The organism is Bradyrhizobium sp. SZCCT0148, assembly GCF_018129985.1.
Taxonomy (GTDB): domain Bacteria; phylum Pseudomonadota; class Alphaproteobacteria; order Rhizobiales; family Xanthobacteraceae; genus Bradyrhizobium; species Bradyrhizobium japonicum_H.
In genome coordinates this window covers 248,222-273,943 of record NZ_JAFCKT010000001.1, presented here as the reverse complement: position 1 = coordinate 273,943, position 25,722 = coordinate 248,222, and the positions used below count along the sequence as shown (strand labels likewise).

23 protein-coding genes and 1 pseudogene are annotated in these 25,722 nt (G+C 64.1%); 8 read left to right on the top strand and 16 right to left on the bottom strand.

The genetic code is table 11. From position 1 onward, the window contains the following. Positions 1 to 43: 43 nt before the first annotated feature. The 3 genes from JQ580_RS01370 to JQ580_RS01360 form a co-directional block, all read right to left on the bottom strand. Positions 44 to 760 (bottom strand): hypothetical protein, encoded by a 717-nt coding sequence (locus tag JQ580_RS01370; protein WP_212277962.1) that lies wholly within the window; start codon positions 758 to 760, stop codon positions 44 to 46. A gap of 135 nt (positions 761 to 895) precedes the next feature. After that, complete coding sequence (locus JQ580_RS01365; protein WP_212277961.1) at positions 896 to 1,144, bottom strand: hypothetical protein; 249 nt, start codon at positions 1,142 to 1,144, stop codon at positions 896 to 898. 138 nt (positions 1,145 to 1,282) lie between these two features. Continuing rightward, positions 1,283 to 2,257: an NAD(P)H-dependent flavin oxidoreductase gene (locus JQ580_RS01360; protein ID WP_212277960.1), complete on the bottom strand. Its 975-nt coding sequence runs from the start codon at positions 2,255 to 2,257 to the stop codon at positions 1,283 to 1,285. A 124-nt stretch (positions 2,258 to 2,381) separates the two neighbouring features. Here JQ580_RS01360 and JQ580_RS01355 point away from each other — a divergent pair, with 124 nt between their 5' ends. Next, positions 2,382 to 3,944, top strand: a complete 1,563-nt coding sequence (locus JQ580_RS01355) for an AMP-binding protein (protein ID WP_212277959.1) — start codon at positions 2,382 to 2,384, stop codon at positions 3,942 to 3,944. Positions 3,945 to 3,965: 21 nt separating this feature from the next. Here the strand turns inward: JQ580_RS01355 and JQ580_RS01350 are convergent, their stop codons facing one another. The 9 genes from JQ580_RS01350 to JQ580_RS01310 all read right to left on the bottom strand — a co-directional run bounded on the left by JQ580_RS01350 (position 3,966) and on the right by JQ580_RS01310 (position 13,450). Then, positions 3,966 to 6,020 carry a hybrid sensor histidine kinase/response regulator gene (locus tag JQ580_RS01350; protein WP_212277958.1) on the bottom strand — a complete coding sequence of 685 codons (2,055 nt, stop codon included), beginning with the start codon at positions 6,018 to 6,020 and terminating at the stop codon, positions 3,966 to 3,968. Beyond that, positions 6,017 to 7,516, bottom strand: coding sequence for an ATPase domain-containing protein (locus JQ580_RS01345; RefSeq protein WP_212277957.1), 1,500 nt, complete (start codon positions 7,514 to 7,516; stop codon positions 6,017 to 6,019). The genes JQ580_RS01350 and JQ580_RS01345 overlap by 4 nt, the downstream gene beginning before the upstream one ends. Before the next feature lie 161 nt (positions 7,517 to 7,677). Continuing rightward, on the bottom strand, positions 7,678 to 8,451 hold the full coding sequence (locus tag JQ580_RS01340; protein ID WP_212277956.1) for a thioesterase family protein: 774 nt from the start codon (positions 8,449 to 8,451) through the stop codon (positions 7,678 to 7,680). A 147-nt stretch (positions 8,452 to 8,598) separates the two neighbouring features. Further along, positions 8,599 to 9,567, bottom strand: a complete 969-nt coding sequence (locus JQ580_RS01335) for an NAD(P)H-dependent flavin oxidoreductase (protein WP_212277955.1) — start codon at positions 9,565 to 9,567, stop codon at positions 8,599 to 8,601. A gap of 261 nt (positions 9,568 to 9,828) precedes the next feature. Continuing rightward, positions 9,829 to 11,229, bottom strand: coding sequence for an aspartate ammonia-lyase (locus JQ580_RS01330; protein WP_212277954.1), 1,401 nt, complete (start codon positions 11,227 to 11,229; stop codon positions 9,829 to 9,831). 28 nt (positions 11,230 to 11,257) lie between these two features. Continuing rightward, positions 11,258 to 11,776 carry a hypothetical protein gene (locus JQ580_RS01325; protein WP_212277953.1) on the bottom strand — a complete coding sequence of 173 codons (519 nt, stop codon included), beginning with the start codon at positions 11,774 to 11,776 and terminating at the stop codon, positions 11,258 to 11,260. A gap of 47 nt (positions 11,777 to 11,823) precedes the next feature. Beyond that, entirely contained in the window at positions 11,824 to 12,426 is a 603-nt protein-coding gene (locus tag JQ580_RS01320; RefSeq protein ID WP_212277952.1) for a YqaA family protein, read from the bottom strand. A gap of 133 nt (positions 12,427 to 12,559) precedes the next feature. Further along, positions 12,560 to 12,964: a phosphoribosyl-ATP diphosphatase gene (gene hisE / locus JQ580_RS01315; RefSeq protein ID WP_063200315.1), complete on the bottom strand. Its 405-nt coding sequence runs from the start codon at positions 12,962 to 12,964 to the stop codon at positions 12,560 to 12,562. A 117-nt stretch (positions 12,965 to 13,081) separates the two neighbouring features. Beyond that, on the bottom strand, positions 13,082 to 13,450 hold the full coding sequence (locus JQ580_RS01310) for a hypothetical protein (RefSeq protein WP_212277951.1): 369 nt from the start codon (positions 13,448 to 13,450) through the stop codon (positions 13,082 to 13,084). Between the two features lie 225 nt (positions 13,451 to 13,675). On the opposite strand from JQ580_RS01310, the gene JQ580_RS01305 reads away from it, so the two are divergent. The 6 genes and pseudogenes from JQ580_RS01305 to JQ580_RS01280 all read left to right on the top strand — a co-directional run bounded on the left by JQ580_RS01305 (position 13,676) and on the right by JQ580_RS01280 (position 21,298). Beyond that, a complete protein-coding gene (locus tag JQ580_RS01305; RefSeq protein ID WP_212277950.1) occupies positions 13,676 to 14,725 on the top strand; it encodes an ABC transporter substrate-binding protein in 1,050 nt (349 codons plus the stop codon). Between the two features lie 84 nt (positions 14,726 to 14,809). Further along, positions 14,810 to 16,606 carry a glucan ABC transporter ATP-binding protein/ permease gene (locus tag JQ580_RS01300; protein ID WP_212277949.1) on the top strand — a complete coding sequence of 599 codons (1,797 nt, stop codon included), beginning with the start codon at positions 14,810 to 14,812 and terminating at the stop codon, positions 16,604 to 16,606. Between the two features lie 189 nt (positions 16,607 to 16,795). After that, entirely contained in the window at positions 16,796 to 18,268 is a 1,473-nt protein-coding gene (locus tag JQ580_RS01295; RefSeq protein WP_212277948.1) for a D-alanyl-D-alanine carboxypeptidase family protein, read from the top strand. A 189-nt stretch (positions 18,269 to 18,457) separates the two neighbouring features. Then, entirely contained in the window at positions 18,458 to 20,143 is a 1,686-nt protein-coding gene (locus JQ580_RS01290; protein ID WP_212277947.1) for a long-chain fatty acid--CoA ligase, read from the top strand. A 16-nt stretch (positions 20,144 to 20,159) separates the two neighbouring features. After that, a pseudogene (locus JQ580_RS01285) lies at positions 20,160 to 20,714 on the top strand (DUF924 family protein). A 98-nt stretch (positions 20,715 to 20,812) separates the two neighbouring features. Beyond that, positions 20,813 to 21,298 (top strand): peroxiredoxin, encoded by a 486-nt coding sequence (locus JQ580_RS01280; protein WP_212277946.1) that lies wholly within the window; start codon positions 20,813 to 20,815, stop codon positions 21,296 to 21,298. 160 nt (positions 21,299 to 21,458) lie between these two features. Here JQ580_RS01280 and rnhA read toward each other — a convergent pair whose 3' ends face one another. The 3 genes from rnhA to ispH are packed head-to-tail and all read right to left on the bottom strand — an operon-like array spanning position 21,459 to position 23,878. After that, positions 21,459 to 21,923: a ribonuclease HI gene (rnhA, locus tag JQ580_RS01275; RefSeq protein WP_212277945.1), complete on the bottom strand. Its 465-nt coding sequence runs from the start codon at positions 21,921 to 21,923 to the stop codon at positions 21,459 to 21,461. After that, positions 21,920 to 22,903, bottom strand: coding sequence for a homoserine kinase (locus JQ580_RS01270; protein WP_212277944.1), 984 nt, complete (start codon positions 22,901 to 22,903; stop codon positions 21,920 to 21,922). The genes rnhA and JQ580_RS01270 overlap by 4 nt, the downstream gene beginning before the upstream one ends. Positions 22,904 to 22,909: 6 nt before the next feature. After that, positions 22,910 to 23,878, bottom strand: coding sequence for a 4-hydroxy-3-methylbut-2-enyl diphosphate reductase (gene ispH, locus JQ580_RS01265; protein WP_106947874.1), 969 nt, complete (start codon positions 23,876 to 23,878; stop codon positions 22,910 to 22,912). Positions 23,879 to 24,121: 243 nt separating this feature from the next. On the opposite strand from ispH, the gene JQ580_RS01260 reads away from it, so the two are divergent. Further along, on the top strand, positions 24,122 to 24,814 hold the full coding sequence (locus JQ580_RS01260; protein ID WP_162307747.1) for a DUF1013 domain-containing protein: 693 nt from the start codon (positions 24,122 to 24,124) through the stop codon (positions 24,812 to 24,814). 120 nt (positions 24,815 to 24,934) lie between these two features. Here JQ580_RS01260 and JQ580_RS01255 read toward each other — a convergent pair whose 3' ends face one another. Continuing rightward, entirely contained in the window at positions 24,935 to 25,681 is a 747-nt protein-coding gene (locus JQ580_RS01255; RefSeq protein WP_212277943.1) for an OmpW/AlkL family protein, read from the bottom strand. Positions 25,682 to 25,722 lie beyond the last annotated feature (41 nt).

The following is a 25,722-nucleotide window of genomic DNA, read 5'->3' as shown; positions in this document are numbered from 1 at the left end:
GATGTTCCTGATGTAGGCGCGGTTCCTGGAGGAAACCCGCGCGTCAGATCTGCTGCGCGACCTTCTCGAGCCCGATCAGACGGGCGAGCTTGCGCACTTCTTCCTTTTGATCGTCACGAAGCTGGAACAGCAGCGGCATAGCAGCCGACTTCAATTGCTGGACCTCGTCGCAGTTCGGATCGATCTGAGCGCTGGGCGGCGCGTTCGGATTGGAAAGCTTGTTGGCCGAGATCTTGCGGACGACGTTGCGCAACGCAGACTCGACCGAAGGCCAGTAATATTCCTGCGACGAAGAGAGCTTCAGGCGATCCCTGATGCCGGCGATCTGTGCGTCGGACAGCAGGGTGTAATGTTTCTGCGGCTGCGGCTTGGCGACGACCTTCGGCTTGGCCGGAACTTCGACGGCGGGAACTTCCGCCGCAGCCGGCGCTTCGGACAGGCTCGCCGCCTTGGGCATCGGAAAGTCGGATGGCGTAGCGGCCGCGAAGGCCTGGCGCAGCGGCTCGGCCAGCACCGGGGCTTGCGCGAGCCTGTCGGCCGGCACCTGAACCGGCTCGATCGCGGCTGAAGCCAGGGCCAGGGTCGGAACCAGACGGTCGGCCTTGGCGGCGCGGTTGGTGGCCAGGGGCTTGGCAGCAGGCACCTGCGAGATCATCTCTTCGCTGACGCTGGGCACGCTGTCGCGGCCAAGGATGGCAGTGGTGGCAGCGCCGAGAACGAGGAAGCAGGTCAACACAACGATGGTGATGGCTTTGGACAAACGTCTCTCCGGGAACCGCCGCTTCACGAGTTTGTTAACGCTGCCAGCGAAAAGGGAACGAAATAAGGCTTGAGTGTGCCTTCGTTGCGACAATCAGTATGCCTGCAACGACAAGCGGCGCAAAATCCAATGAAATCAAGCAGCTGAGGCCAGATCGTAGGCATCCTGGATGTCCGCGACGATCTCCGAGGCCTCCCAGACCCCGCGTGGCTCGACGGATTGTAGCGTCACCGTCCAATTGCCGCCGCGGCGGGTTCGGGGGACACTGACGATGTCGAAGCGGACGTTGCGGCACAGCGGATGACGCGCCAAGGCATGAGCGACGCGGACGCGGATTTCGTCCAGCGAAGCCGCTGTCTTGCTGTTGAGAAAATCGAAGTCCATCGCCTGTCCCTCTCGGCCCTGTCGGGTGCGTGGAGGGATTCTTGGCCGGCGTTGGTTAATCTGCCGTTAAATGGGGCGTCCCGAGCGAGCGCTCGATTAACCGTGATCGGGATAAGCGTACCGGCTCTTCCCGCAATTCTACGGGGAAAAGCGCACTCTCGCTTCGCGATATTCGGCCGCCGTCCGCGCGACGAGATCGTCGACGGCGAGCACTTCGGTGACCCCAGACGTGGAATGCCCGCCGCTCCAGATGTCGCGCCAGCGCTTCGGCCTACTCTCGCGCGCGGCCACGTCGATATCCTCGGCGATGTTGATCGCCCCGCGGGCCGGCAAATCATCCGGATCGAGCCCGGCGGACACGATCGACGGCCGCAGCATGCTGGTCTGCAAGCCGGTGAATGCCGTAGTGAGAAGGATGTCGTCGGCACTGCTATCGACCAGCATCCGCTTGTAGCGCTCGTCCGCCATGCTCTCCCGCGTCGCGATGAATTTGGTGCCCATATAAGCGAGATCGCAGCCGAGCACTTCGGCCGCGTGCAACGCATGGCCGTCACTGATGCCGCCGGCGAGCACGACGATGCCATCATAGAATGCGCGCACCGCGCGGACGAAGGCGAACGGGTTGAGCCAGCCTGTCTGGCCTCCCGCGCCTGCCGTGAGCAGCACGAGCCCGTCGGCGCCTGCTTCCGCCGCACGTTCGGCGTGGCGGATCGAAGCGACATCCGCCAGCACCAGTGCGCCGACGTCATGCAGCGGCTGCAACACCGACGCGGGCGAACCGACCGAGGTGATGACGATCTCCGGCCTGTGCCGCAACAGCACGGCGAGATCCTTCCCGAGCCTCGCGTTGGAGCGATGCACGATCAGGTTCGGACAAAGCGGTGCCGCGCGGCGTCCGGTCTGGTCTTCGTGCTGGCGCAGCCGCGCCGCGATCGCGGCGAGCCATTCATCGAGTTGCTCCGCGCTGCGGCAATTCGCGGTGGGGAAGCTGCCGATCACGCCGTTGCGGCAGGCCGCGACCATGAGCTCGACACCCGACACCAGGAACATCGGAGCCGCGATCAGCGGCAGAGCCAGACGATCGCCGAAGCGTTGCAGTCGATCGGGCGTCACACAAATCTCCTCGTCACGCATGCATCGCCGCGCGGGCTTTGTTGTTTTCTCCCGCAGTCTCTGTGCTAGCGTCACCGGCAACATTGGCACGCCAGAAGCCTGTGACAAAGCAACGAGGAAACATATGTCCGATCCGCTTCACGCATCGTCTCCGACTTGTGCGCAGACGCTACGGGCGCTGTCGCGCTATCCCGGCCGCACCGCGTTCGCCTGGCCCGGGGGATCGCTGAGCTATCAGGGCACGATCGACCTGATCGGACGCATCCAAGGCGTGTTCATGCGGCTTGGCCTGCCGCCCGGTGCGCGCGTCGCCTTCCTCACCGCGAACCGCGCCGACACCTGGTGCGCCGGCGTCGCCGCGCAATTGGGCCGGCTCTGCATCACCTGGCTGCATCCGCTGGGGTCGCTGGAGGACCAGCTGTTCCAGCTCGAGGACTCCGAGGCCGAGATGCTGGTGGTCGATGCGGCCGCCTTCCGCGACCGCGGGGGCGAGCTTACTGCGCGGGCGACCCGGCTGAAGGCGGTGTTCACCATGGGACCGGCCGGCTACGGCGTCGATCTGCTGGCGGCCATCGAAAGCGCGGGACACGCCAGCGCAACCTGCCTCGCCAGCCTCGACGACCTCTCCACGCTGAACTACACCGGCGGCACCACCGGCAAATCCAAGGGCGCGCTGCGCTATCACCGCGAGAATGCCGGAGCCGCCGCCGCGATCCTCGCCGATTTCGAGATCCCCGAGGCCGCACGCTACCTCACGGTCGCCCCGATCAGCCATGTCGCCGGCACGAAGGTGCTGCCGACCCTGATGCGCGGCGGCACGGTGCACATGCTGAAGGGTTTCGATCCCGAGGCCGTGCTAGCCACGATCGCGCGCGAGCGCATCAACTTCACGCTGTTCGTGCCGACCATGATCTACGTGCTGCTCGACCATCCCGCGCTCGGCACCACCGACCTGTCCTCGCTCGAGCTGGTGCTCTACGGGGCGTCGGCGATGTCGCCGAGCCGACTGGTCGAGGGCATCGAGCGCATCGGACCGGTGTTCTCGCAGCTCTACGGCCAGACCGAATGCTACCCGGTCTCGGTGCTGCGCAAGGCGGATCACGATCTTAAGGCCCCAGAGCTATTTTTGTCCTGCGGCTTTCCGATCGCAGCCTGCGAGGTCAAGATCCTCGGCGACGACGACCAGGAGGTGAAGACGGGCGAGGCGGGTGAAATCTGCGTGCGCGCCCCGCATGTGATGGCAGAGTACTGGAAGCGGCCCGACATCACGGCCGAGACGTTGAAGAACGGCTGGGTCCACACCGGCGACATCGCGCGCAAGGACGAGCGCGGCTACATGTTCATCCTCGACCGCAAGAAGGACATGATCGTATCAGGAGGCTTCAACATCTTCCCGCGCGAGGTCGAGGACGTGCTGTCGCAGCATGCCGACGTCGCGATGGTCGCGGTCGTCGGCATTCCCGACGAGAAATGGGGCGAAGCCGTCACCGCCATCATCGTTCCGCGCGAGGGCGCAAGGCCCGATCCAGACGAGTTGATCAACCTCGTGAAGACCCGAAAAGGCTCGGCGCATGCGCCGAAGCAGATCCAGTTCGTCAAGCAGCTGCCGATGACCGGCGTCGGCAAGGTCGACAAGAAAGTGCTGCGCGCGGGCTTCTGGAGCGGACGGGACCGGATGGTGGGGTAAGCGCGGCAAAGCCGCACGGCTTCAGCGGAGCATCTGATCGAGGCGATCGCGGAGCTGATCCTGATGGTAAGGCTTCGCCAACCTCGGCAGATCCAGCTGGGTTCCCTCGGGCAGTTCGGCATATCCAGTGGCCAGCAGAATCGGCAGTGATGGTCGCAACTGACGAGAGGCGGCGGCCAGTTCGAGCCCGGTCATGCCGGGCATGACGTGATCGGTCACCATGAGATCGATTTGCTCCCCGCTGCGAATGATATCGAGAGCGTGCAGGCCCGAGCTGACTCCGATGACGCGGTGCCCGAGATCTTCGAGCATCTCGGTGGTCGACATGGCGATCAGCGGATCGTCGTCGACAAAAAGGATGACGGCAGATCGGCCGGCCTGTCGCCGCACCGGGACAGGCGCCTCCGCTTTCGGAAGCTGGGTGGCGACCGGAAGAATCAGGGTTGCCGTGGTCCCAACTCCGACCTCGCTGGAAAGCTGAAGGGCGCCGCCGAGCTGCACGGCAAGACCGTGCACCATCGAAAGGCCAAGTCCGGTTCCTTTTCCAACCGGCTTCGATGAAAAGAACGGCTCTACCGCCCGCTTCAACGTCTCGGCAGACATGCCTTCGCCAGTGTCGATCACGGACAGCGCGAGATACTGGCCTGGCGGCAGCCGCGCCTCTTCGTTCCCCTGATCTTCGCGAATGCGGATTTCGATCGAGCCCCCATCGGGCATCGCGTCGCGCGCGTTGATGGCGAGGTTCAAGATCGCAAGTTCAAGCTGGTTGGAATCGACCCGTGCCGGGGGCACGCGATCGGGAACGTCCAGGCGCAGCTCGACCCGGGGACCAAGCGAGCGCTCGAGCAGATCGCTCATCCCCCGGATCAAAGTACCGAGGTCGACCGCTTCCGCCCGCAGATCCTGCTGGCGGGCGAACGCGAGCAGACGTTGCGTCAACGAGGCCCCCCGTTCCGCGCCCTGCAATGCGCCGTCGATCAGCCGGCGCAGGCGCGGGTCGTCCGGGATACGCTTGCGCAGCAGGTCGAGATTGCCCATCACGGCCATCAACAGATTGTTGAAGTCGTGCGCGACCCCGCCGGTCAACTGACCGATGGTCTCCATCTTCTGCGCCTGCCGCAATTGATCCTGCGCTCTTTCGCGCGCAGCTACCTCGGTCATCAGATCCGCGGTGCGCTGCTCGACGCGCTGCTCGAGTGTGGCCGTAAGTTCGGCCAGCGCGGTCCGTTCTGCAGCAAGCTGGGCCAGCAGATTTTCGCGCTCGATCTCGGCGATTTTTCGCGCGGTGATGTCGGAGCACACCCCGACCAGCGATCGCACAGTGCCGTCGGGCCGAAGCACCGCCCGCGCTCTGATATCCACCCAATGCTGGGAGCCGTCCGGCCAGACGTTTCGATATTCGATGCTGTAATCGCCGCCACCGGCGACGGCGCGGTCGAACACGGTCTGCCGGCGGGCGCGGTCGTCCGGGTGCACGGATTCGAGCAGGTCGTGGTAGGAGAATTCCTGCTCTGGCCGTCGCCCGAAGAACTGCTTGCAGGTATTGGAGGCCTCGAGCCTCAGGGAGGGCAGATGCAATTCGAGTGCACCGAGCCGACCGGCACTCAATGCCGTCTGCAGCAGGCCTTCGCTCTCGGTGAGGGTCTCAAGGATCGCGCGTGACTGGTACTGGCGGCGCCGTCCTCGGATCGCCGATCCTACGACGCTGACCAGCGTGGTCGGATGGAACGGTCGTTCGATGAACGTCACATTGCCGAGCGCCTGACCGAGTCGCATGGCGTCGGGATTGCGTTCCGGACCGCCGCCCTGGCGGGTGAGCAAAACGATCGGAAAGTCCGACCATGAGGGCTGGTCGTTCAGCCACCTGACGAGGCTGCGCAAGTCTGCGGTTTTCACGGCTTCGTTGGCGATGATGGCAAGCCCCGCACCGGCCGCCATCTCGCGAACGAGCGCATCGAGGTCGGGGCAGACGTCAGCCGCAAAGCCTGCTTCGCGGATCAGGCTCGCTGCGACAGTTGCGTCGCGGCCTGTCGGAGCAAGGACAAGAGCACGTTCGGACGTGTCGCCCGGTCTCACGCACCAGGCTCCTGGAGCAGAGGTCGCGGGTCGCCCATGTAAACGGGCACGCCGCGCAGAACGCCCTGGAATTCCTCGAGAGGCTCGCCGATGGCCAGACCACGACCGCCGATGCGGAACTCGCGGATGGTCGATTCATGCTGGCCCATTCGTTTCTTGATCACGGATATCGCACGTCGCACGCTGCCCAGCGCTTCGAAATAGCGCAGCAGGATGACCGTATCGGCGAGATAGGTGACGTCGACCGGCGCCCGCATGTCACCGACGAGGCCGTGCTGGGCAACCGTCATGAATGTCGCGGCACCACGGCGATTTAGATATTGCAGCAGTTCGTGCATGTGGAGAATGAGCGAATTCTCCTCGGGCATGGCAGCCTGATAGCCATTGAGACTGTCGATGACGACGGCCTTGATGCCCTCCTCGTCGACCCGCTTGCGGACCATATGCGCGAACTCCCCCGGGGAGAGTTCGGCCGCGTCCACTTGTTCGATCGCGATGCTGCCGTTCCGCCGCAGCGCGTCAAGATCGATTCCGATGCCTTTCATGCGCGTAAACAGCAGACCGAGCTCCTCGTCGAACACGAACAGCGCTGCTTTCTCGCCCCGCGCCACCGCCGCGACGGCGAACACGATCGCAATGAGGGATTTGCCCGTACCCGATGGTCCGAGAACGAGCGTGCTCGAGCCCGTTTCCACCCCACCGCCCAGCAACTGGTCGAAGCCCGGAATCCCGCTGGAAAACGTCGTGCGCCGCAAATCCGCCCGGTGCTCGGACGCAACCAGCCGCGGAAACACGTTCAAGCCACCCGTGGTGATGGTTGCGTCGTGGTAACCGCCGCGAAACTTGGTGCCGCGATACTTGATGACGCGGACACGTCGGCGCTCCGCGCCATAATCCGGAGCGAGTTCCTCAAGGCGCAGAACCGCATGCGCGACGCTGTGGACGGTCTTGTCGGCGACATCGGCCGTGAGATCGTCGAGAAGCATCACGGTCGTATTGAACCTGGAGAAAAAATGCTTGATGGCCAGAATTTGCCTGCGGTAGCGCAACGAGCTCTGCGCGAGCAGCCGGATTTCAGAAAGACTGTCGAGCACGACGCGGTGCGGCTTGATCCGATCGACCGCCTCGAAAATCTGCTTGGTCGTCTCGCCGAGTTCGAGATCGGAGGAGTAGAGAAGGCTCTGCTGCTGTTCTGAATCAAGGAGGCTCTCGGGGGGCAGCAGTTCGAAGACAGTAATTCCCTCGTCCAGCGTCCAGCCGTGCGAAGTCGCGCCTTCGCGTAACTCACGCTCCGTCTCGGACAAGGTGATGTACAGGCACCTCTCGCCGGCCTTGGTGCCCTCTCGCAGGAATTGCAGCGCCACCGTCGTCTTGCCCGTACCGGGCGCACCTTCGACGAGGAATACGTGTCCGCGCGACAACCCCCCGGACAGGATGTTGTCCAGGCCCCAAACTCCAGTTTGGGCCCTTGCTGAAAAGTCCTTAATCGAAGCCATATTTTCCCTCTACGGGGATAAAACCGGGAACGGAACAATCGGTTCCGCGCTTCGATCATCACGACCTATGCAGCTTGGCGCCCAGGCCATTTCCGAAAATTTTTCAAAGAAATGGAACGGATCCGGCCCCGCATTCATACCGGCCGAGGAGTTGGAAGGTTCTATCGCTTCTCGATGACGAGGCTCTGCACCGCACGGCCAAAATAGCCCTGCCGATCCGCAAGCCGCGACATCGCAAGGCCGGCGCCGTCGGGCCCGATCGAGGATTCACCGTCGAGCAAGATCCACTCGCCGACCGGCTGGCGCGAAAAGTTCACCGTGAGGTCGGCGTTGATGTAGGTCCAGGCGCGAAAATCGAGAGTCGAGGCGGTGCCGTTGGAGAAGTCGGCTGCGACGAGGGCACGCATCGCCTGCGAGATCGCTTCGCCTTCGATCAGCGGATGGTCGACGCGAAACCAGATCGCGCCGGCGCCGGCCTGGCCGAAGCGGCCGCGCGCGGCGCGCATCGAAACCGAACGCACGAACGGGCTGGTGGCGGCATGGCCGTCCTCGACCAGCGAGTCCTCCGGCAAGGGCAGCGTCAACGGCATGGCCTTGACCTCGTCGGGCAATGACAGTGCCTGACGCCTGATTTTGAGCACGCTGGCACCGACGACCTGCACGCCGTCGGCGAGCAGCTTGATCTGGCAGAGCTGGATCTTGCGGCCCTCGCGCAGCACGTCAGCCACGATCGTCAGCGGCGCGATCGGCACCGGACGCATCAGATCGATGGTGACGCGCGCGATGTCCATCGCAACGGGCGTCGGAATGCGTTCGGCCGCCCATGTCACCAGCGAGGCCGGCGCCGAGCCGTGCTGCATGCGCCGGTCCCAGGGACCGGCAGCATCCGGGCTGGTGACAACGCTGTTGCCGTCGACGCGGTAGATCGGGGGCATGCTTTCATCGGTCTCAGTTGACGTTCCCCGGGCGCTGCACAGCGCGTCGCGGCGCGCTGCTGATCTGGGGTCCATGCATTGCGGCGATGGGTCCCGGCTCTGCGCAACAGCGTTGAACGCTGCAGCAGGTCCGGGACACGAGCGCGATTATAGCGGCGGATCGATCGCCTCGTCGTATTCCTTCTTGAAGCGGGCGATAAGTTCGGCGGCAGGGACGACGCCCTCGATGCTGCCGATGCCCTGGCCCGAGCCCCAGATTTCCTTCCAGGCTTTCGGCTTGGCGCGCTCGCCGGAAGCGTCGGTGCCGAAATTCATCTTGGAGGGATCGGAGGTCGGCAGGTTGTCCGGATCCATGCCGGCGGCGAGGATCGAGGGCTTCAGGTAATTGCCGTGCACACCGGTGAAGAGGTTGGAATAGACGATGTCGTCGGCGGTCGAGCCTGCGATCATCTCCTTGTACTTCTCCACCGCGTTGGCTTCCTTGGTGGCGATGAAAGCGGAGCCGATATAGGCGAAGTCGGCGCCCAGAATGCGCGCGGCGCGGATTGCCCGGCCGTTGCCGATGGCGCCCGACAGTGCGATCGGACCATCGAACCACTTTCGTGTCTCAGCAACGAAGGCCAGAGGCGAGATGGTGCCGGCGTGACCGCCGGCGCCGGCCGCGACCAGGATCAGGCCGTCGGCGCCCTTCTCGATCGCCTTGTGCGCGAATTTCTGGTTGATCACGTCGTGAAAGACGATGCCGCCCCAGCCGTGCACCGCCTGGTTCAGCTCCTCGCGCGCGCCGAGCGAGGAGATCACCATCGGGACCTTGTACTTGGCGCAGAGCTGCATGTCGTGATCAAGCCGGTTGTTCGACTTGTGCACGATCTGGTTGACTGCGAACGGAGCCGACGGCTTGTCGGGATGGGCACGGTCATAGGTCGCGAGTTCTTCGGTGATCCGCGCCAGCCATTCGTCGAGCAACTCCGGCGGCCGCGCATTCAGCGACGGAAACGAGCCGACCACACCTGCCTTGCACTGCGCGATCACGAGATCGGGCACCGAGATGATGAAGAGTGGCGAGCCGATCACGGGGATCGACAGGCGTCCTTTGAACAAGGCAGGCATGGACATTACGGTAAGATCCTCTGTTGGCCGGTCGATGGAAGGTTGACCGCCATACCAACAAGGCAATCTTTCCACTGTCAAGTATTGCGTTTTGTCGCCGCACCGGCAGCAACCGTCAGGACAATTCCAACGCGCGGAATTCCCCTTCCGTCATTCCGGGGCGACGCGCAGCGTCGAGCCCGGAATCCATCGGGCCACAGCGCAAATGGGGAAATGGATTGCGGGCTTGCACTATGCGCGCCCCGGAATGACGCGAGAGATCCGAGCCTACCCCAGCAGATCGGGATTGATCAGCCGCTCGAACGAAAACATCTCGTCCCACTTCTCCTGGGTCAGCAGCTTGCGCTCGACCACCACGATCTGATGTAGCGACTTGCCGCTCTTGTAGCCCTCGCGCGCAATCTCGGCGCATTGCTTGTAGCCGAGCAGCGGCTTCAGCACCGTGACGATGCCGAGCGAATTCAGCACAATGTTGCGGGTGTGCTCCTCGTTGGCGGTGATGCCGACGACGCAATTCTCGCGCAGGCTGTTGACCGCCCGCTCCATGGTGCGGATCGAGAAGAACAGCGCGAACGAGATCACCGGCTCCATCACGTTGAGCTGGAGCTGGCCTGCCGAAGCCGCCAGCGTTACAGTGGTGTCGAGCCCGATGACGAGGAAGCTGGTCTGGTTGACGACTTCAGGGATGACGGGATTGACCTTGCCCGGCATGATCGAGGAGCCCGGCTGCAATTGCGGCAGGTTGATCTCGTTGAAGCCGGCGCGCGGTCCGGAAGCGAGCAGGCGGATGTCGTTGCAAATCTTGGTCAGCTTGCTCGCGGTGCGCTTGAGCACGCCGGAGAGCTGCACATAAGCGCCGGTGTCCGAGGTCGCCTCGACCAGGTCGCCGGCGAGGATGAAGTCGACGCCGGTCAGCGCGCTGAGATGGCGAACGGCGAGCTTGGGATAACCGTGTGCCGCCGTGACGGAGGTACCGATCGCGGTGGCGCCGAGATTGATCTCGCGCAGCAGCGCCCGAGCCTCGGAGATGCGATCGACCTCCTCGCCCATGGTCGTGCCCCATCCCCGGAATTCGGCCCCGAGCGACATCGGCACCGCGTCCTGCAGATGCGTGCGGCCCATCTTCAGCACACGGTCGAACTCGCGGCCCTTGGCGAAGAAGGCTTCCTGCAACTGGCGCAGCGCGGTCATGTAGCTTTCCAGCCTCAGGATCAGCGCGAGGCGAAAGGCGGTCGGATAGGTGTCGTTGGTCGACTGGCCGTAATTGACGTGATCGTTGGGGCTGACGTGCTGGTAGTCCCCCTTTTTGAAGCCGAGCGATTCCAGCGCGAGGTTGGCGATCACCTCGTTGGCGTTCATGTTGGTGGAGGTGCCGGCGCCGCCCTGGATGAAGTCGGTGACGAACTGGTCCATCATGTCGCCGGCGATGACCCGGTCGCAGCCGACGATGATGGCGTCGGCGACCTTGGCGTCGATCGCGCCGAGGTCGCGGTTGGCCATGGCAGCGGCCTTCTTGACGTAGCCGAGCGCCTTCACGAAGAAAGGCTCCTGGTTCATCGGAATGCCGGTGATGTGGAAGTTCTCCTTACCCCGGATGGTCTGGACGCCGTAATAGATGTCGTCGGCGATCTCACGCTGTCCGAGGAAGTCCTGCTCCGTACGGCTCATGGGCGCTCCTTGGTTCGCGCGAGTGGCCTCAGTTCTGGCACAGCGCGCTGGTCACGAAAGTATCGGTGCGGCAGTCATCCGGCTTACGTTGCCTGCCTGGAATGAGAACCTTGGCCGAGCATTTTTCCGCGGAATCGGCGTTCAGGCTCTTGCCTTCCTTGTAGCCCTTGCTCTGGCAGAGCTGGTCGGCGGCCTGCTTGCAATCAGGCGCGCCGTTGGACGATGCCGGGCAGGCGATGCGCCCCGACACCATTGTCGAGGGCTTCGCCAGCCGCGACAGGTCGTTCATGGTCTCGCTGGGGGTTTTGATCGGCGGCAGGATCGAAGGCAGCTTGTCGAACAGCTTGCCCACTTCATTGATCAGCCCGGGATTTTCTTCGGGCGGGGGCGTCGAGGGCGGCGGCGCAGCCTGGGGCCCTTGCTCCTGCAAGCCAAGCGACGGCGGCGCCGATTGCGACCACCCGCTCCCGCAAGCAGCGAGCAGGAGCAGCACTGCTGACATCAGCGTCCCGAGCTGTGCAGCCGGATTGCCGGATCGAACCTTCATGATGGCAACCGTAGCCGAAGCCGACCCTGCGGCAAAGCGCCGTGGATCTAGATTAGCTTGATCGCCACCACGAAGCCGAGCACCAGCACGGCAGCACCGACCGCCACCACGAGACCGAGATGCTTCTCGATCTTCACGCGGATCCAGTCGCCATATCGGTTGAGCAGGATCGCGACGATAAAGAAGCGTCCGCCACGCGCGACGATCGAGCAAAGGATGAACAGGAGGAGATTGTAGCCGGCAAAGCCCGAGGTGATGGTGACCAGCTTGTAGGGGATGGGTGTCAGCCCCTTGAGCAGGATGATCACCGCGCCCCATTCTGCATAGGAGGCGCGAAAGGCGTCGACCTTGCCGCCGAGGCCATAGACCTGAATCAGCCATTGGCCGACCGAGTCGAACAGCAGTGCACCGATGGCGTAGCCGACGATGCCGCCGAGCACCGAGGTGACGGTACAGACCATCGCATAGAGCCAGGCGCGCTGCGGGCGCGCCAGCGACATCGGGATCAGCATCACATCCGGCGGGACCGGAAAGAAGGAGCTCTCGGCGAAAGACACGGCTCCCATGATCCAGAGCGCGTAGGGCTTATGGGCGGCGTCGATGCACCAATCATAGATACGTTTCAGCATGGCGCCGCGATGAAGCACCATGGGACGGATTTGTCCATCGTGAGTTTTGTGACGTTCCAGCGTGATCCGGAAAAATGCGTAGCGGTTTCCAGGGAGCCTACGCTCAAACAATAGCTTGAAGCGCGATGACGATACGTTCCAATTTCATCGGGCCTCAGTGGCGCTTGCGCGCGGTGCGGCCCTCAAGCGCGACAATCGGCCGCCTGGCAGCCACGCGCGGTGACGCGACTTTAGGCAGCTTCATCGACGATTTCGGCAGCTTCTCGGCGATGCCGAGCATGTCTTCCCGCCGCGTCATCTCGCGCCAAACGTCCTCGGGGCGCACGCCCGCAGAGGCCCAGAGCACGGTGAGATTGTACAAGAGGTCGGCGCTTTCCCGGATCACGGCATCGGTGTCGCCATTGACCGCATCGATCACGACCTCAATGGCCTCTTCGGCGAGCTTCTTTGCCATTTTCGAGGGCCCGCGCTGAAACAGCCGGGCCGTCCGCGACGTTGCCGGATCAAGATCTCTGGCCGCGAGCACAGCCAGATATAGCCGCTCAAGCGAATCACTCATGGTACTCGAAACTACTCTAAACAAATGGCGGGCGTGTTAACGTCCGACAACAAAAGCAGAAAATAGGCCGCCGCGGCAAGCGCGACGGCCTGTTCAGGTTAAGCTTGGGAGAGCTGCTTAGTAGCAGGTCGAAATGTTGCCCTGACCGCCCTGCGCAGACTGGTACGGGCCGCCGCAACGGTGATACGGGCGCGGACCGATGTAGGAGTCGCCGCCGTAATAGACCGGACCTTCGTCGTAATAGACCGGGCCGCCGCCATAGTAGGCCGGGGCGTCATAGGCATAGGCATCACGGGTGGCGGCGATCGCAAGGCCGGTGCCGATGGCGCCGGCGATGGCCGCACCGGCAAAAGCCGCTCCACCTCCGCCATGCCAGTGGCGACCGCCGGCATAGGAAGCTGTCGGGGCAACCGCGCTCAACGCCAGCACCGCGGCAGTGGCAAGAACGGCCTTGCGGCCGGTAAACTTCGAAAAGCGGTCAAACATGTTCTGGACCCTCCTTGGGACCTCGAATGGTGCCTGCAGACAGGCTCATGTGTCTCAAACACCGGCATCCCATGTTGGGTTCCCCAACCCCAACACAAGCTGAATGGGGTTGCGTGATCGTGACGCAACCGCCGCTCATCCGCCGTTCATGTTGGCGCGGAGAGACTGGCCGAAGCCGGCGGCGCGAGCGTCACGAAACCCAACAATGCGGAACCGGCGCAATCGATGTCAGGATTCAGTACGACCGCCCTCCGTTGCCTTCTGGCTCTATCGATCTCGCTTGCAACGCTCGTCGCTCGCGATGTCGGTGCGGCCGAGACCGCTGCGCCGTCCGTTGCCATCCATTTCACATTTGACCGTCCGTTGGACGCCAGTATGGCGCCATTCTTCCTTGCGGCGAAGGACGGCAGGTTCAGTGCCGAACGTCTCAATGTGTCCTTCAACAGCGCAACCGGATCGCCGGAGGCGCTCGCGAGCGTCGCCAAGGGCGACAGCGAGCTTGCGCTCGTCGACATCAACGAGTTGATCCGGTTTCGCGACAAGGAAGACTCAGCGCCGGTCAAGGCAGTGTTCGTGCTGTTCAACCGCGCGCCCTACGCGATCGTCGCGCGCAGGAGCCGCGGCATCGAGCTATTACCCAATATCGACGGCAAGACCGTCGGCGTCGCCGACGGCGATCTGTCGATGCGACTGTGGCCGGCGCTGGCGCAGCAGAACGGCATCAAGGCATCGCGTGTCAAATTCCACAAGATCAGCGCTGCGGTCCGCGAGCCGATCCTGTCCGCGGGACAGGTCGATGCGGTCGCGGGCTTCAACTATCTCTCCGCGGTAAACCTGCGCGACCGCGGCGTGCCCGGAGCCGATCTCGTCGTGCTGCGTTTTGCCGACTATGGCTGCGAGGCCTATGGCTTCGCCGTGGTGGCCAATCCCGCCTTCGCCACGGCGAAGCCGGACGCCGTGAAAGGCTTCGTCCGTGCCTTGATCGCCGGCATCAATGCGACCGTCGCGGAGCCCGCGCGTGCGGCGGACGAGGCCACGAGCCGCATTGACGGCGGCGACCGCGACCTGGAGCGGGCGCGCCTGCGCACCGCCCTCGTCGACAACATCCTGACCGACGAGGTCAAGCGCACCGGCCTCGGCGGCGTCGAGCCCACGCGCCTGGAGCGCTCGATCGACCAGATCGCGCAGGACTTCAAATTCCGCAAGCGGCCCACGCCAGGCGATATCTTCGACGACCGATTCCTGCCGCCGGTCGCGGGGCGGCTGATCAATTGAGCAAAACCCGCAGCTTCCACTGTATCTCGCAGGCGATCCCTGCTTAGAATACGGGCCCCGTTATCCCCCGAGTTGCCGCTCCGCATGTCTATTTTCAGCCTCTACACCCGCGTTCTCGAACTGCTCGGCAAGGAGGCGCGGCTGGGCTGGCTGCTGGCGTTCGCGAATCTCCTGCTGGCCGCCTCGCAATTCGCCGAGCCCGTCCTGTTCGGCCGCATCGTCGACGTGCTCTCGGGCAAGACGGTAGCAGGCTCCAGCTCGGCCTGGCCGTTCCTGCTGGCCTGGGTCGCATTCGGGCTCTTCACCATCCTGTGTAGCGCGCTCGTGGCCCTGCAGGCGGACCGGCTCTCCCACCGCCAGCGCCAGGCCGTGCTGACCGACTATTTCGAGCACATCCTGCAATTGCCGCTGACCTTCCACTCCGGCACCCATTCGGGTCGGCTGATGAAGGTGATGCTCAATGGCACCGACGCGCTGTGGCGGCTGTGGGTCGGCTTCTTCCGCGAGCATTTTGCCGCGATCCTGTCGGTCGTGGTGCTGCTGCCGCTGTCGCTCTATCTGAACTGGCGGCTCGCGATCCTGCTGTTCGTGCTTTGCGTCGTGTTCACGGCACTGACCACTTTCGTCGTGCGCAGGACCTTCGGCATGCAGATGCAGGTCGAAGAGCACTACAGCGAGCTGTCAGCGCGCGCCTCGGACGCGCTCGGCAACGTCGCGCTGGTGCAGAGTTTCGTGCGGGTCGAATCAGAGGTGAAGGGACTACGCTCCGTGGCCGACGAGTTGCTGGCCGCACAGATGCCGGTGCTGTCCTGGTGGGCGCTCGTCACCGTCATTACGCGCGCCTCCACGACCATCACCGTGCTGGCGATCTTCACGCTCGGCATCGCACTGCACGACCGGGGGCTGACATCGGTCGGCGAGATCGTGATGTTCGTGAGCTTTGCCACGCTGCTGATCCAGAAGCTCGAGCAGGTCGTGAGCTTCATCAACAACGTGTTCATGGAGGCGCCCCGCCTGCGCGAATTCTTCAATGTGCTCGACGCCGTGCCCGCGGTGCACGATCGGCCCGATGCGATCGATGCCGGCAGGCTGTCCGGCCTCGTCGAGTTCAACGACGTCTCTTTTTCCTATGACGGCAAGCGGCCGGCAATCGAGGATCTCACCTTCACCGCGCTGCCCGGCCAGACCATCGCGCTGGTCGGCCCGACCGGCGCCGGAAAATCCACAGCAATCGCGCTCCTGCATCGCGCCTTCGACCCCCAATCCGGCTTCATCAGGATCGACGGCATGGACGTGCGCGGCATCACGCTGACCTCGCTGCGTCGGAATATCGGTGTCGTGTTCCAGGAGGCGCTGCTGTTCAACCGCTCGATCGAGGAGAACTTGCGCGTCGGCAAGCCGGACGCGACCGAAGCGGAGATGCGCAAGGCGGCCGAGCGAGCGCAGGCGCTCGATTTCATCGAGCGCAGCGGCGGCTTTGCGACCAATGCCGGCGAGCGCGGCCGCATGCTGTCCGGCGGCGAGCGGCAGCGCCTGTCGATCGCCCGCGCGCTGTTGAAGGATCCGCCGATCCTGATCCTGGACGAGGCCACCAGCGCGCTCGACGCCGTCACCGAGGCCAAGGTGAATGCCGCTCTCGACGAAGTGATGAAGGGCCGCACCACCTTCGTGATCGCCCATCGCCTCTCCACCATCCGCAACGCCACGCGGATCCTGGTGTTCGAGAACGGGCGGGTGATCGAAAGCGGAACTTTCGATGAACTCGTGGCCAAGGGCGGCCATTTCGCCGAACTCGCCAAGGCCCAGTTCATGGTTCATGAGACCGCACGGGCCAGCGTGACAGCCGCAGAGGCTGCTGCGACTGCTGCCAAGGCCCCCTAGCAAGTCCTCACAGGATCGTCGAAATTCGGCCTATTTCATTGCGGAATACCCCGCTCATGCCCCTGTTCTCGACGCACCAGCCGGTATAGGTTTGCGGCGCCGCAAGCGGCGGCGCTGGATTTCAGAACCGACAATCAGATCGCGAGCACCGCCCGTATCAGGCGGGTCTCCAAGGACCGGAATCGGATAGTGCACGCCCTACGCCCGCTGCTTCGTAAATCCCTGTTCAACCTGTTCGCCGCGACGCTCGCAGGTGCCGCGCTCCTCGCACCACGCGCGGCGAGCGCCGAAGCCCTGCTGCTGATCGAGGCCGACAGCGGTAAGGTGCTGCAGGCGGAGAACGCGACCATTCCCTGGTATCCGGCCTCCGTCACCAAGATCATGACCGCCTATGTGACGCTGAAGGCGATCAAGGAAGGCAGGCTGACGCTCGACACGCTGCTCACGGTATCGCCGACGGCGGCCTCGCAATCCCCCTCGAAGATGGGGTTCCGTCCGGGAACGCAGCTCACCGTCGACAACGCGCTGAAGATGATGATGGTCAAGTCCGCGAACGACATGGCCGTGGTGCTCGCCGAAGGCGTCGGCGGTTCGATCGACGGTTTCTCCGCGATGATGAACGATACCGCGAAGAAGCTCGGCATGACGCAGACCAGCTACGTCAATCCGAACGGCCTGCCCGCCGACGGCCAGATCACCTCGGCGCGCGACCTCGGCATCCTGGCGCGCTCGTTCCTGCGCGACCTGCCGGAATACGAATACTTCGTCCACATCCCGGCGATCCGCTTCGGCAAGCGCGTCACGGGTAATTTCAACAAGCTGATCGGTCGCTATCCGGGCGCCGACGGTTTCAAGACCGGCTTCATCTGTGCCTCCGGCTACAATCTCGTCGCCTCCGCGACCCGCAACGGCCGAAGGCTGATCGCGGTGGTGCTCGGCTCCAGCTCCGGCACGGCGCGCGCGGTGAAGGCGGCCCAGCTGCTGGAGCGCGGCTTCAGCCAAGACAATCTGACGTGGCTGCGCCCCTCGCTCGGCACGGTCGACAACCTCGTGCCGGTCGACGCCTCGCCACCGAACCTGCGCGACGAGATGTGCGGCGGCCATCGCAAGCGGCCGGCCAGTGACGACGACGACGCGCTGATTGCGGCCAATGGCGGCGCCAGCGGATCGGCCTCGGCCACCGGTGGCGAAGCCCAGGTGACCTTCTTCACCGCCGGCCTCCAGCCGCCCCTGATGAAGGCTTCCGAACTGATGGCTCAGGCTCCTGCGGCGACCGAGCCCGTGCTGGTCTATACCGGCCCCACCCGCACCGGCACCGCCCTGATCGCGGCCGTCGCGGCCGATGCCGACCAACAGACGGCGTCGAAGCCGCGTGGCAAGAAGTCGCGCGTCGCCAAGAAACCCGATGCGGCCGACAAGCCGAAGGACGCGGGCAAGGACGCGAAGGACACCAAGACGGCTGCGGCGAAGCCTGTTGCCAAGCCGGCTGAGGGCAAGACCAACGACAAGAGCGAGGCGAAAACTGCGGTGAAGCCGGCGGCGCCCAAGCATGCTGCCGCCAAGCACGACGCTGCGGCAAAACCAGCCGAGAAGCCTGCGGCAAGTAGCCCCGCCAAGCCCAAGGCTGCGACCAAGCCCGCCAAGCCGGCCAACAACAGTTAACGCCGCACCGACCCGGCGCCACGCGCTTCGCAGCTGCGGCAGCGCGGCTTCTGGACGATTCCAGTAGCCACTCCCTGACCTTTGCCCTAAGCCTCGACGACTTGCCACCCGTTCCGGCAGGCTCGATACTGGTGGCAATGAGGCAAGCCCGAGACACAGCGGGCTCTGGTAGATGAGGGGAGTTTTTCCATGGAGCGCATCTGGCTCAAGCAGTATCCGCCCGGCGTGCCTGCCGATATCGAGCCGACCCAATACGCATCGCTGGTCGACCTTTTTGAAGAGAGCTTCACCAAGTTCGCCGACCGCAAGGCGTTCGTCTGCATGGACAAGTCCATCAGCTATCGCGACCTCGACCAGATGTCGGTCGCGCTCGCTGCCTATCTGCAGGGCCGCGGCCTGCAGCGCGGCGCCCGCATCGCCATCATGATGCCGAACGTGCTGCAATATCCGGTCGCGACCGCTGCCGTGCTGCGCGCCGGTTTCGCGGTGGTCAACGTCAATCCGCTCTACACTCCACGCGAGCTCGAGCACCAGCTCAAGGATTCCGGCGCCGAAGCCATCATCGTGCTGGAGAATTTCGCCCACACCGTCGAGCAGGTGATTGCCAGGACACAGGTCAAGCACGTCATCGTCGCGGCCATGGGCGATCTGCTCGGCTTCAAGGGCGTGATCGTCAATCTCGTCGTCCGCCGCGTCAAGAAGATGGTACCGGCCTGGTCGCTGCCCGGCTCGGTCTCCTTCAACGACGCGCTCTCGGCCGGCCGCGGCATGACATTCAACAAGCCGAAACTTTCGCCGGGCGACGTCGCCTTCCTGCAATATACCGGCGGCACCACCGGGGTCTCCAAGGGCGCCACGCTGCTCCACCGCAACATTGTCGCCAACGTCCTGCAGAACGACGCCTGGCTCCAGCCGGCGCTCGCGGCGCCGCCGCATGTCGACCAGCTCATGATCGTCTGCGCGCTGCCGCTCTATCACATCTTCGCGCTGACGGCCTGCTACCTGCTCGCGGTGCGCGCCGGCGGCTGCAATCTCCTGATCCCCAACCCGCGCGATATCCCCGGCTTCGTCAAGGAGCTGGCGAAATACCAGGTCAACAGCTTCCCGGCCGTGAACACGCTCTACAACGGCCTGATGCACCACCCTGATTTCAAGAAGCTCGACTTCTCCAAGCTGAAGATCTCGAACGGCGGCGGCATGGCGGTGCAGCGTCCCGTCGCCGATCAATGGAAGGCGATCACCGGCTGCTTCATCGCGGAGGGTTACGGTCTGTCGGAGACTTCGCCGACGCTGACCTGCAATCCGGCCACGGCAACCGAGTTTACGGGGACGATCGGCATTCCTGTGCCCTCGACCTACATCTCGATCCGCGACGACGATGGCAACGAAGTCCCGCTCGGCCAGGCCGGCGAAATCTGCGCCAAGGGCCCGCAGGTGATGTCGGGCTACTGGAACAGGCCCGAGGAGACCGCAAAGGTGATGACCGCGGACGGCTATTTCCGTACCGGCGACATCGGCATCATGGACGAGAAGGGCTACACCAAGATCGTCGACCGGAAGAAGGACATGATCCTGGTCTCCGGCTTCAACGTCTATCCGAACGAGATCGAGGAAGTGATCGCGAGCCATCCGGGCGTGCTCGAATGTGCCGTAATCGGCATTCCCGATTCCAAGTCGGGCGAGGCGGTGAAGGCTTTCGTGGTGAAGAAGGATCCAAACCTCACCGCCGAGGCCGTGATCAAGTTCTGTCACGAGCAGCTCACCGGCTACAAGGTGCCCAAGCACATCGAATTCCGCAGCGACCTGCCGAAAACCAATGTCGGCAAGATCCTGCGTCGCGAACTGCGCGACGAGAAGAAGGCTCAGGCGGCGTAAGTCCCGCCTCCCGCTGTTGACTGACGTCAGGGACATCACGCCGGCCGACATTCTCGCGTTCTGGCGCGAGGCCGGCCGCGAGCGCTGGTACACGCGCGACGATGCCTTCGATGCTGAGGTCAGGCGCAGATTTCTCGCGCTCTGACAGAAGGCGATCGTCGGCAAGCTGGCATCATGGGAAGCAAGCGATGACGGCGCACTCGCGCTCATCATCGTGCTCGACCAATTCCCCCGCAACATGTTCCGCGGTACGCCCCAGGCCTTTGCCAGCGATGGCCTGGCGCGTAACGTCGCCCGCCGTGCCATCGACCGAGGCGTCGATACCCGGGTCGATCCGGTCCTGCTCGAATTCCTGTATCTGCCCTTCATGCATTCGGAGCACCTGCCCGACCAGCTGCATTGCGTGGCGCTGTTTCAGAACACCGACAATGCCGAAAACCTGAAATACGCCCGGGAGCATGCCGACATCATCAGGCGGTTCGGCCGGTTTCCCCACCGCAACCGCCTGCTCGGCCGCGACAGCACCGAGGAAGAACAGGCCTTCCTCGACAAGGGTGGCTTCGCCGGTTGATGACACGGAAGGGCCCCCTCGCCCCCTCGCTCACCGGCAATATTGTGCAGGCCCGCCGCACGGTCTAATAAGCAGGATCGATATCCAGGGAGACGACAATGGCGATCCAGATTGGCGACAAGCTGCCCGAGGCGAAATTCCGCGTGATGACGGCGGAAGGCCCGCAGGTGAAGACCACCGACGATATCTTCAAGGGCAAGAAGGTGGCGCTGTTCGCGGTGCCCGGCGCCTACACGGGCACCTGCCACAAGATGCATTTGCCGAGCATCTTCCTCAACGCCTATGCCATGAAGGACAAGGGCGTCGACACCATCGCCATCGTGTCGGTCAACGACGCCTTCGTCATGAACGCCTGGAAGCGCGACACCGACCAGCGCGACGAGGCGATCTTCCTCGCCGACGGCAATGCCGATTTCACCAAGGCGATCGGCATGGAGCTCGATGCCTCCGGCAACGGCCTCGGCATCCGCTCCAAGCGCTATTCGATGCTGGTCGAGGACGGCGTGGTCAAGAAGCTGAACCTCGAGGCGATGCCCGGCAAGGTCGAAGTCTCCGGCGGCGATACGCTGCTCGGGCAGCTGTAAGGCTGTCGCCGCTCTCGGGTCACATATGACACTGTCATGCCCCGCGAAGGCGGGGCATCCAGTGTTGCAGAGGCTTCGAGATTCATGACGACTGCTGCGGCGTAATGGATCGCCCGGTCAAGCCGGGCGATGACGGCAGAGAGTGCGGCGTCTTCGTTGCCTACTCCGCCAGCCTCTGCTGCAACCTGGCCTTCACGATCCCATCCCGCGCCAGCTGATCCGCACGCTCGTTCTCGGGATGCCCGGCATGCCCCTTGACCCAGTGCCAGCGGACCTCGTGCTGCTTCAGCGCGGCGTCCAGGCGCTGCCATAGCTCGACATTCTTGACCGGCTTCTTGTCGGCGGTGCGCCAGCCGTTGCGCTTCCAGCCGTGGATCCAGCCGGTGATGCCCTGCCGGACATATTGGCTGTCGGTGTAGAGATCGACCGTGCACGGCTTTTTCAGCGCCTCGAGCGCCGAGATCGCCGCCATCAGCTCCATCTGGTTGTTGGTGGTGTGGCGCTCGCCGCCGTTCAGCTCTTTTTCCCTGTCGCCGAACTTCAGGATCGCGCCCCAGCCGCCCGGCCCCGGATTTCCCGAGCAGGCGCCGTCGGTAAAGATCGTGACGTTGGGAAGCTCGCTCACGCCACCAGCCCTGACGGCATCAGCCCGTAATCGCGTACGCTGATCACGCTCTGGTGGAAGCGAAGCTTGCGGACATACTCCAGCGGATCCTTTGGCTTGACCAGCGCGCCTTCGGGCACGTTGAGCCAGTCGACCAGCCGCGTCAGCAGGAAGCGGATCGCAGCACCACGGGCCAGCAGCGGCAGCGCAGCCTCTTCCGCGTCCGAGAGCTTTCGCACGCGGCCATAGGCGTTGAGGAAGGCGCGCGCCTTGGTGACATTGAAGGAATGATCGGGCTCGAAGCACCAGGCGTTGAGGCAGATCGCGACGTCATAGGCCAGCATGTCGTTGCAGGCGAAGGTGAAGTCAATGATCCCCGAGAGCTGGTCGCCGAGGAAGAAGACGTTGTCGTTGAAAAGGTCGGCGTGGATCACGCCCTCCGGCAGATTGCTCGGCCAGATCCCGCTCGAGAGATAGTCGAGCTCGGTCGCCAGGAACGCGCGCAGGCCCGGCTGTACTTCATCGGCGCGGTTTGACGCCGCATCGAACAGCGGCCGCCAGCCCGCGACCGAGAGCGCATTGGCGCGCCTGATCGTAAAATTCGCTCCGGCCAGATGCATCTTCGCGAGCGCCCCGCCGACACCGGCGCAATGGGCCACGTTCGGCTTGCGCGGCCACATGCCTTCGAGAAAGGTGATGGTCGCCGCGGGACGCCCCGACAGTTCGCGCAGCGCCTCGCCGTCTCTTCCCTTCACCGGCAGCGGGCAGTTGATACCGTGCTCGGCCAGATGCGTCATCAGGGCGAGGAAGAACGGCAGATCGTTCTTCGCCACACGCTTCTCGTAGAGCGTGAGGATGAACGACCCCTGGCTCGTATGCAGCAGGAAATTGGTGTTCTCGACGCCCTCGGCGATGCCCTTGTAGGAGAGCAGTTCGCCGAGATCGTATTGCTTCAGGAAATCCGCAAGCTCGTCGGCGGCAACGTCGGTGTAGACCGCCATAGAGGTCTACTCGGCGGCGGCTTCGGGGCGCACCTGACGCGGCAGCGGGAAGAATTCGTTTTCCTCTGCGGCCGAGACCGTCTCCACATGCAGCGTGTAGCGCTCGGCGAATGCATCCATGATCTCTTCGACGATCACTTCCGGCGCCGAAGCGCCCGCGGTGATGCCGAGGCTCGAGATGTTGCTGAACCGCTCCCAATCGAGGTCAGCCGCCCGCTGCGCCAGCACTGCGATCTTGCAGCCTTCGCGCTCGGCGACCTCACGCAGGCGCTGCGAGTTCGACGAATTGGGCGCACCGACGACGATGAGCGCGTCGACCACCGGCGCCACCTTCTTCACCGCGAGCTGGCGGTTGGTGGTGGCGTAGCAGATGTCTTCCTTGTGCGGCCCGTTGATGTTCGGGAAGCGCTCCTTGAGCAGGGCAACGATCTCCGCTGTGTCGTCGATCGACAGCGTGGTCTGGGTCACGAAGGCGAGGTTGTTGGGGTCCTTCGGGGAGATGGTCTTGGCGTCCTCGGCGGTCTCGATCAGGGTCACGGCGCCAGTCGGAAGCTGGCCGAGCGTGCCGACCACCTCGGGGTGATGGGAGTGGCCGATCAGGAAGATCTCGCGGCCACGCTTGAAGTGGATCGCGGCCTCGCGGTGCACCTTGGTCACCAGCGGGCAGGTCGCATCCAGCGAGAACAGATTGCGGGACTGGGCGTCGGCCGGAACCGACTTCGGCACGCCGTGGGCCGAGAACACCACCGGCGCGGAGGTGTTTTCCGGGATTTCGGCGAGCTCCTCGACGAAGATCGCGCCCTTCTTCTTCAACCCGTCGACGACATACTTGTTGTGCACAATCTCATGGCGAACGTAGACGGGCGCGCCGTACTTATCGAGCGCCCGTTCGACGGTGTCGATCGCCCGTACCACCCCCGCGCAGAAGCCACGGGGAGAACAAAGCACGATCTTGAGGTCTGGTTTGGCTGACATTGAGCGATCTCGGGACCGAATCACCTCGCCAAATGGGCGGGAAGCGGTCGATGGATTGAATAGGGCTTAGGTACGGGCCTACAGGGAATTGGGCCCCCTTTCGGGCGCTGTCAAGGCACTATCTATAGCAGAACCATTGCGTGGCTACCCCCTCCGGGCTTATATAGCGCGAATTCCCAGTCATCGCTGATGACCACCGGCTTCGCCTCCAGAGGGGTGGGCGAAGCACAAAGGAGATTTGCCATGAGCAACGCACCTCTGATGCCCAAGGCGACCGCCGTCTGGCTGCTCGACAACACCGCGCTGACCTTTGACCAGGTCGCCGATTTCACCAAGATGCATCCCCTCGAGGTGCGTGCGATCGCTGACGGCGACGCTGCCCAGGGCATCAAGGGCATGGATCCCCTCTCCAACGGCCAGCTGACCCGTGAGGAGATCGAGAAGGGCGAAAAGAACCCGGATTATCGGCTCCGGCTGCAGGAGAGCAAGGTGGTCCTGCCGCCCCAGCCCAAGCGCAAGGGTCCGCGCTACACCCCGGTCTCGCGCCGCCATGAGCGTCCGAGCGCCATCCTCTGGCTGCTGCGCAACCATGCCGAACTCAAGGACGCCCAGATCATGCGCCTGGTCGGCACCACCAAGAGCACCATCGCGAGCGTGCGGGACCGGACCCACTGGAACACCTCCCAGCTGACCCCGATCGACCCCGTTACCCTTGGTCTCTGCTCGCAGATCGAGCTCGATTTCGAGGTGGCGCGCGCCGCCAAGGAGAAGCCGATCGACGCCGCCTATGGCGGCGCCACCCTGCTGCCGGCGTCCGAGACCACCAAGAAGGACGAGTTCGAGCCGGCCGAGCGATCGAGCGACGATCTCAACCTCGACGCCGTGTTCGCCAAGCTGAAGACGCTCGGCGGCAAGAAGCAGGACGAGGAGGAGTAAGACTCTCCCTCTCTCTCGTTATCGAAACGCAAAACGCGGCGGGAAACCCGCCGCGTTTTTGTTTTGTGGTGAGGGAGCGCACGGCCAGTTGGGGCCACAGCTCGTCCCCGAGCAGCGCTCTCAGAACTTGTACGTCACGCCGGCGCCGACCAGCCACGGATCGATATGCGCGGTGCCGGTGACCGGCAGGCCGGAGACGGTCGCGCTGTAGTCCGGACGCAGCCAGAGCTTCTTGACGTCGACGTTGAGACCCCAGTGACGGTCGATCATGTAGTCGAAGCCGAACTGCACGGCGCCGCCCCAGGCATTGCTGACGTGGAGGGCCGTGGTCGTCACCGCCCCTACCGGCGGTCCGACGATGACCGCCGGCACGTTGGCCGCGGAATTGTTGAAGAACACGGTGTAGTTCACGCCGGCGCCGACATAGGGCTTGAACGCGCCGAACTGGTCGAAGTGATATTGCAGCGTCAGCGTCGGCGGCAGCAGCGTGGTCTTGCCGATCGGCAGGTTCGCGAGCGAACCGGTGCCGCTGATCGAGTGCCGGGTCACGCCGAGGATCAGTTCGGCCGCGATGTTCTTGGTGAAGAAATAGCTGATGTCGAGCTCGGGGACGACCTGGTCGCTGATCGAGAGGCCGGAATTCGGCGAGGACAGCGAGGGCACGCCCGCCACGTTGACGGTTGAGCCACCGCCATCCGGCAGCACGCCGAGCACGCGCAGACGCACCATCCAAGGATTGAACGCCTCGACCGGCGGCGGCGCCTTCTTGTAAACCGGCAAATCGGCAGCTTGCACTGATGCAAAAGTGCCCGCGAGCATCGCGCCGACCGTCGCAAGCCGCGCCAGGTTTCTTGTCGTTCTCTGCATTGTAGTCCCCTTCAGCCATCTTCCGCGCGTCGTTGCGCGAT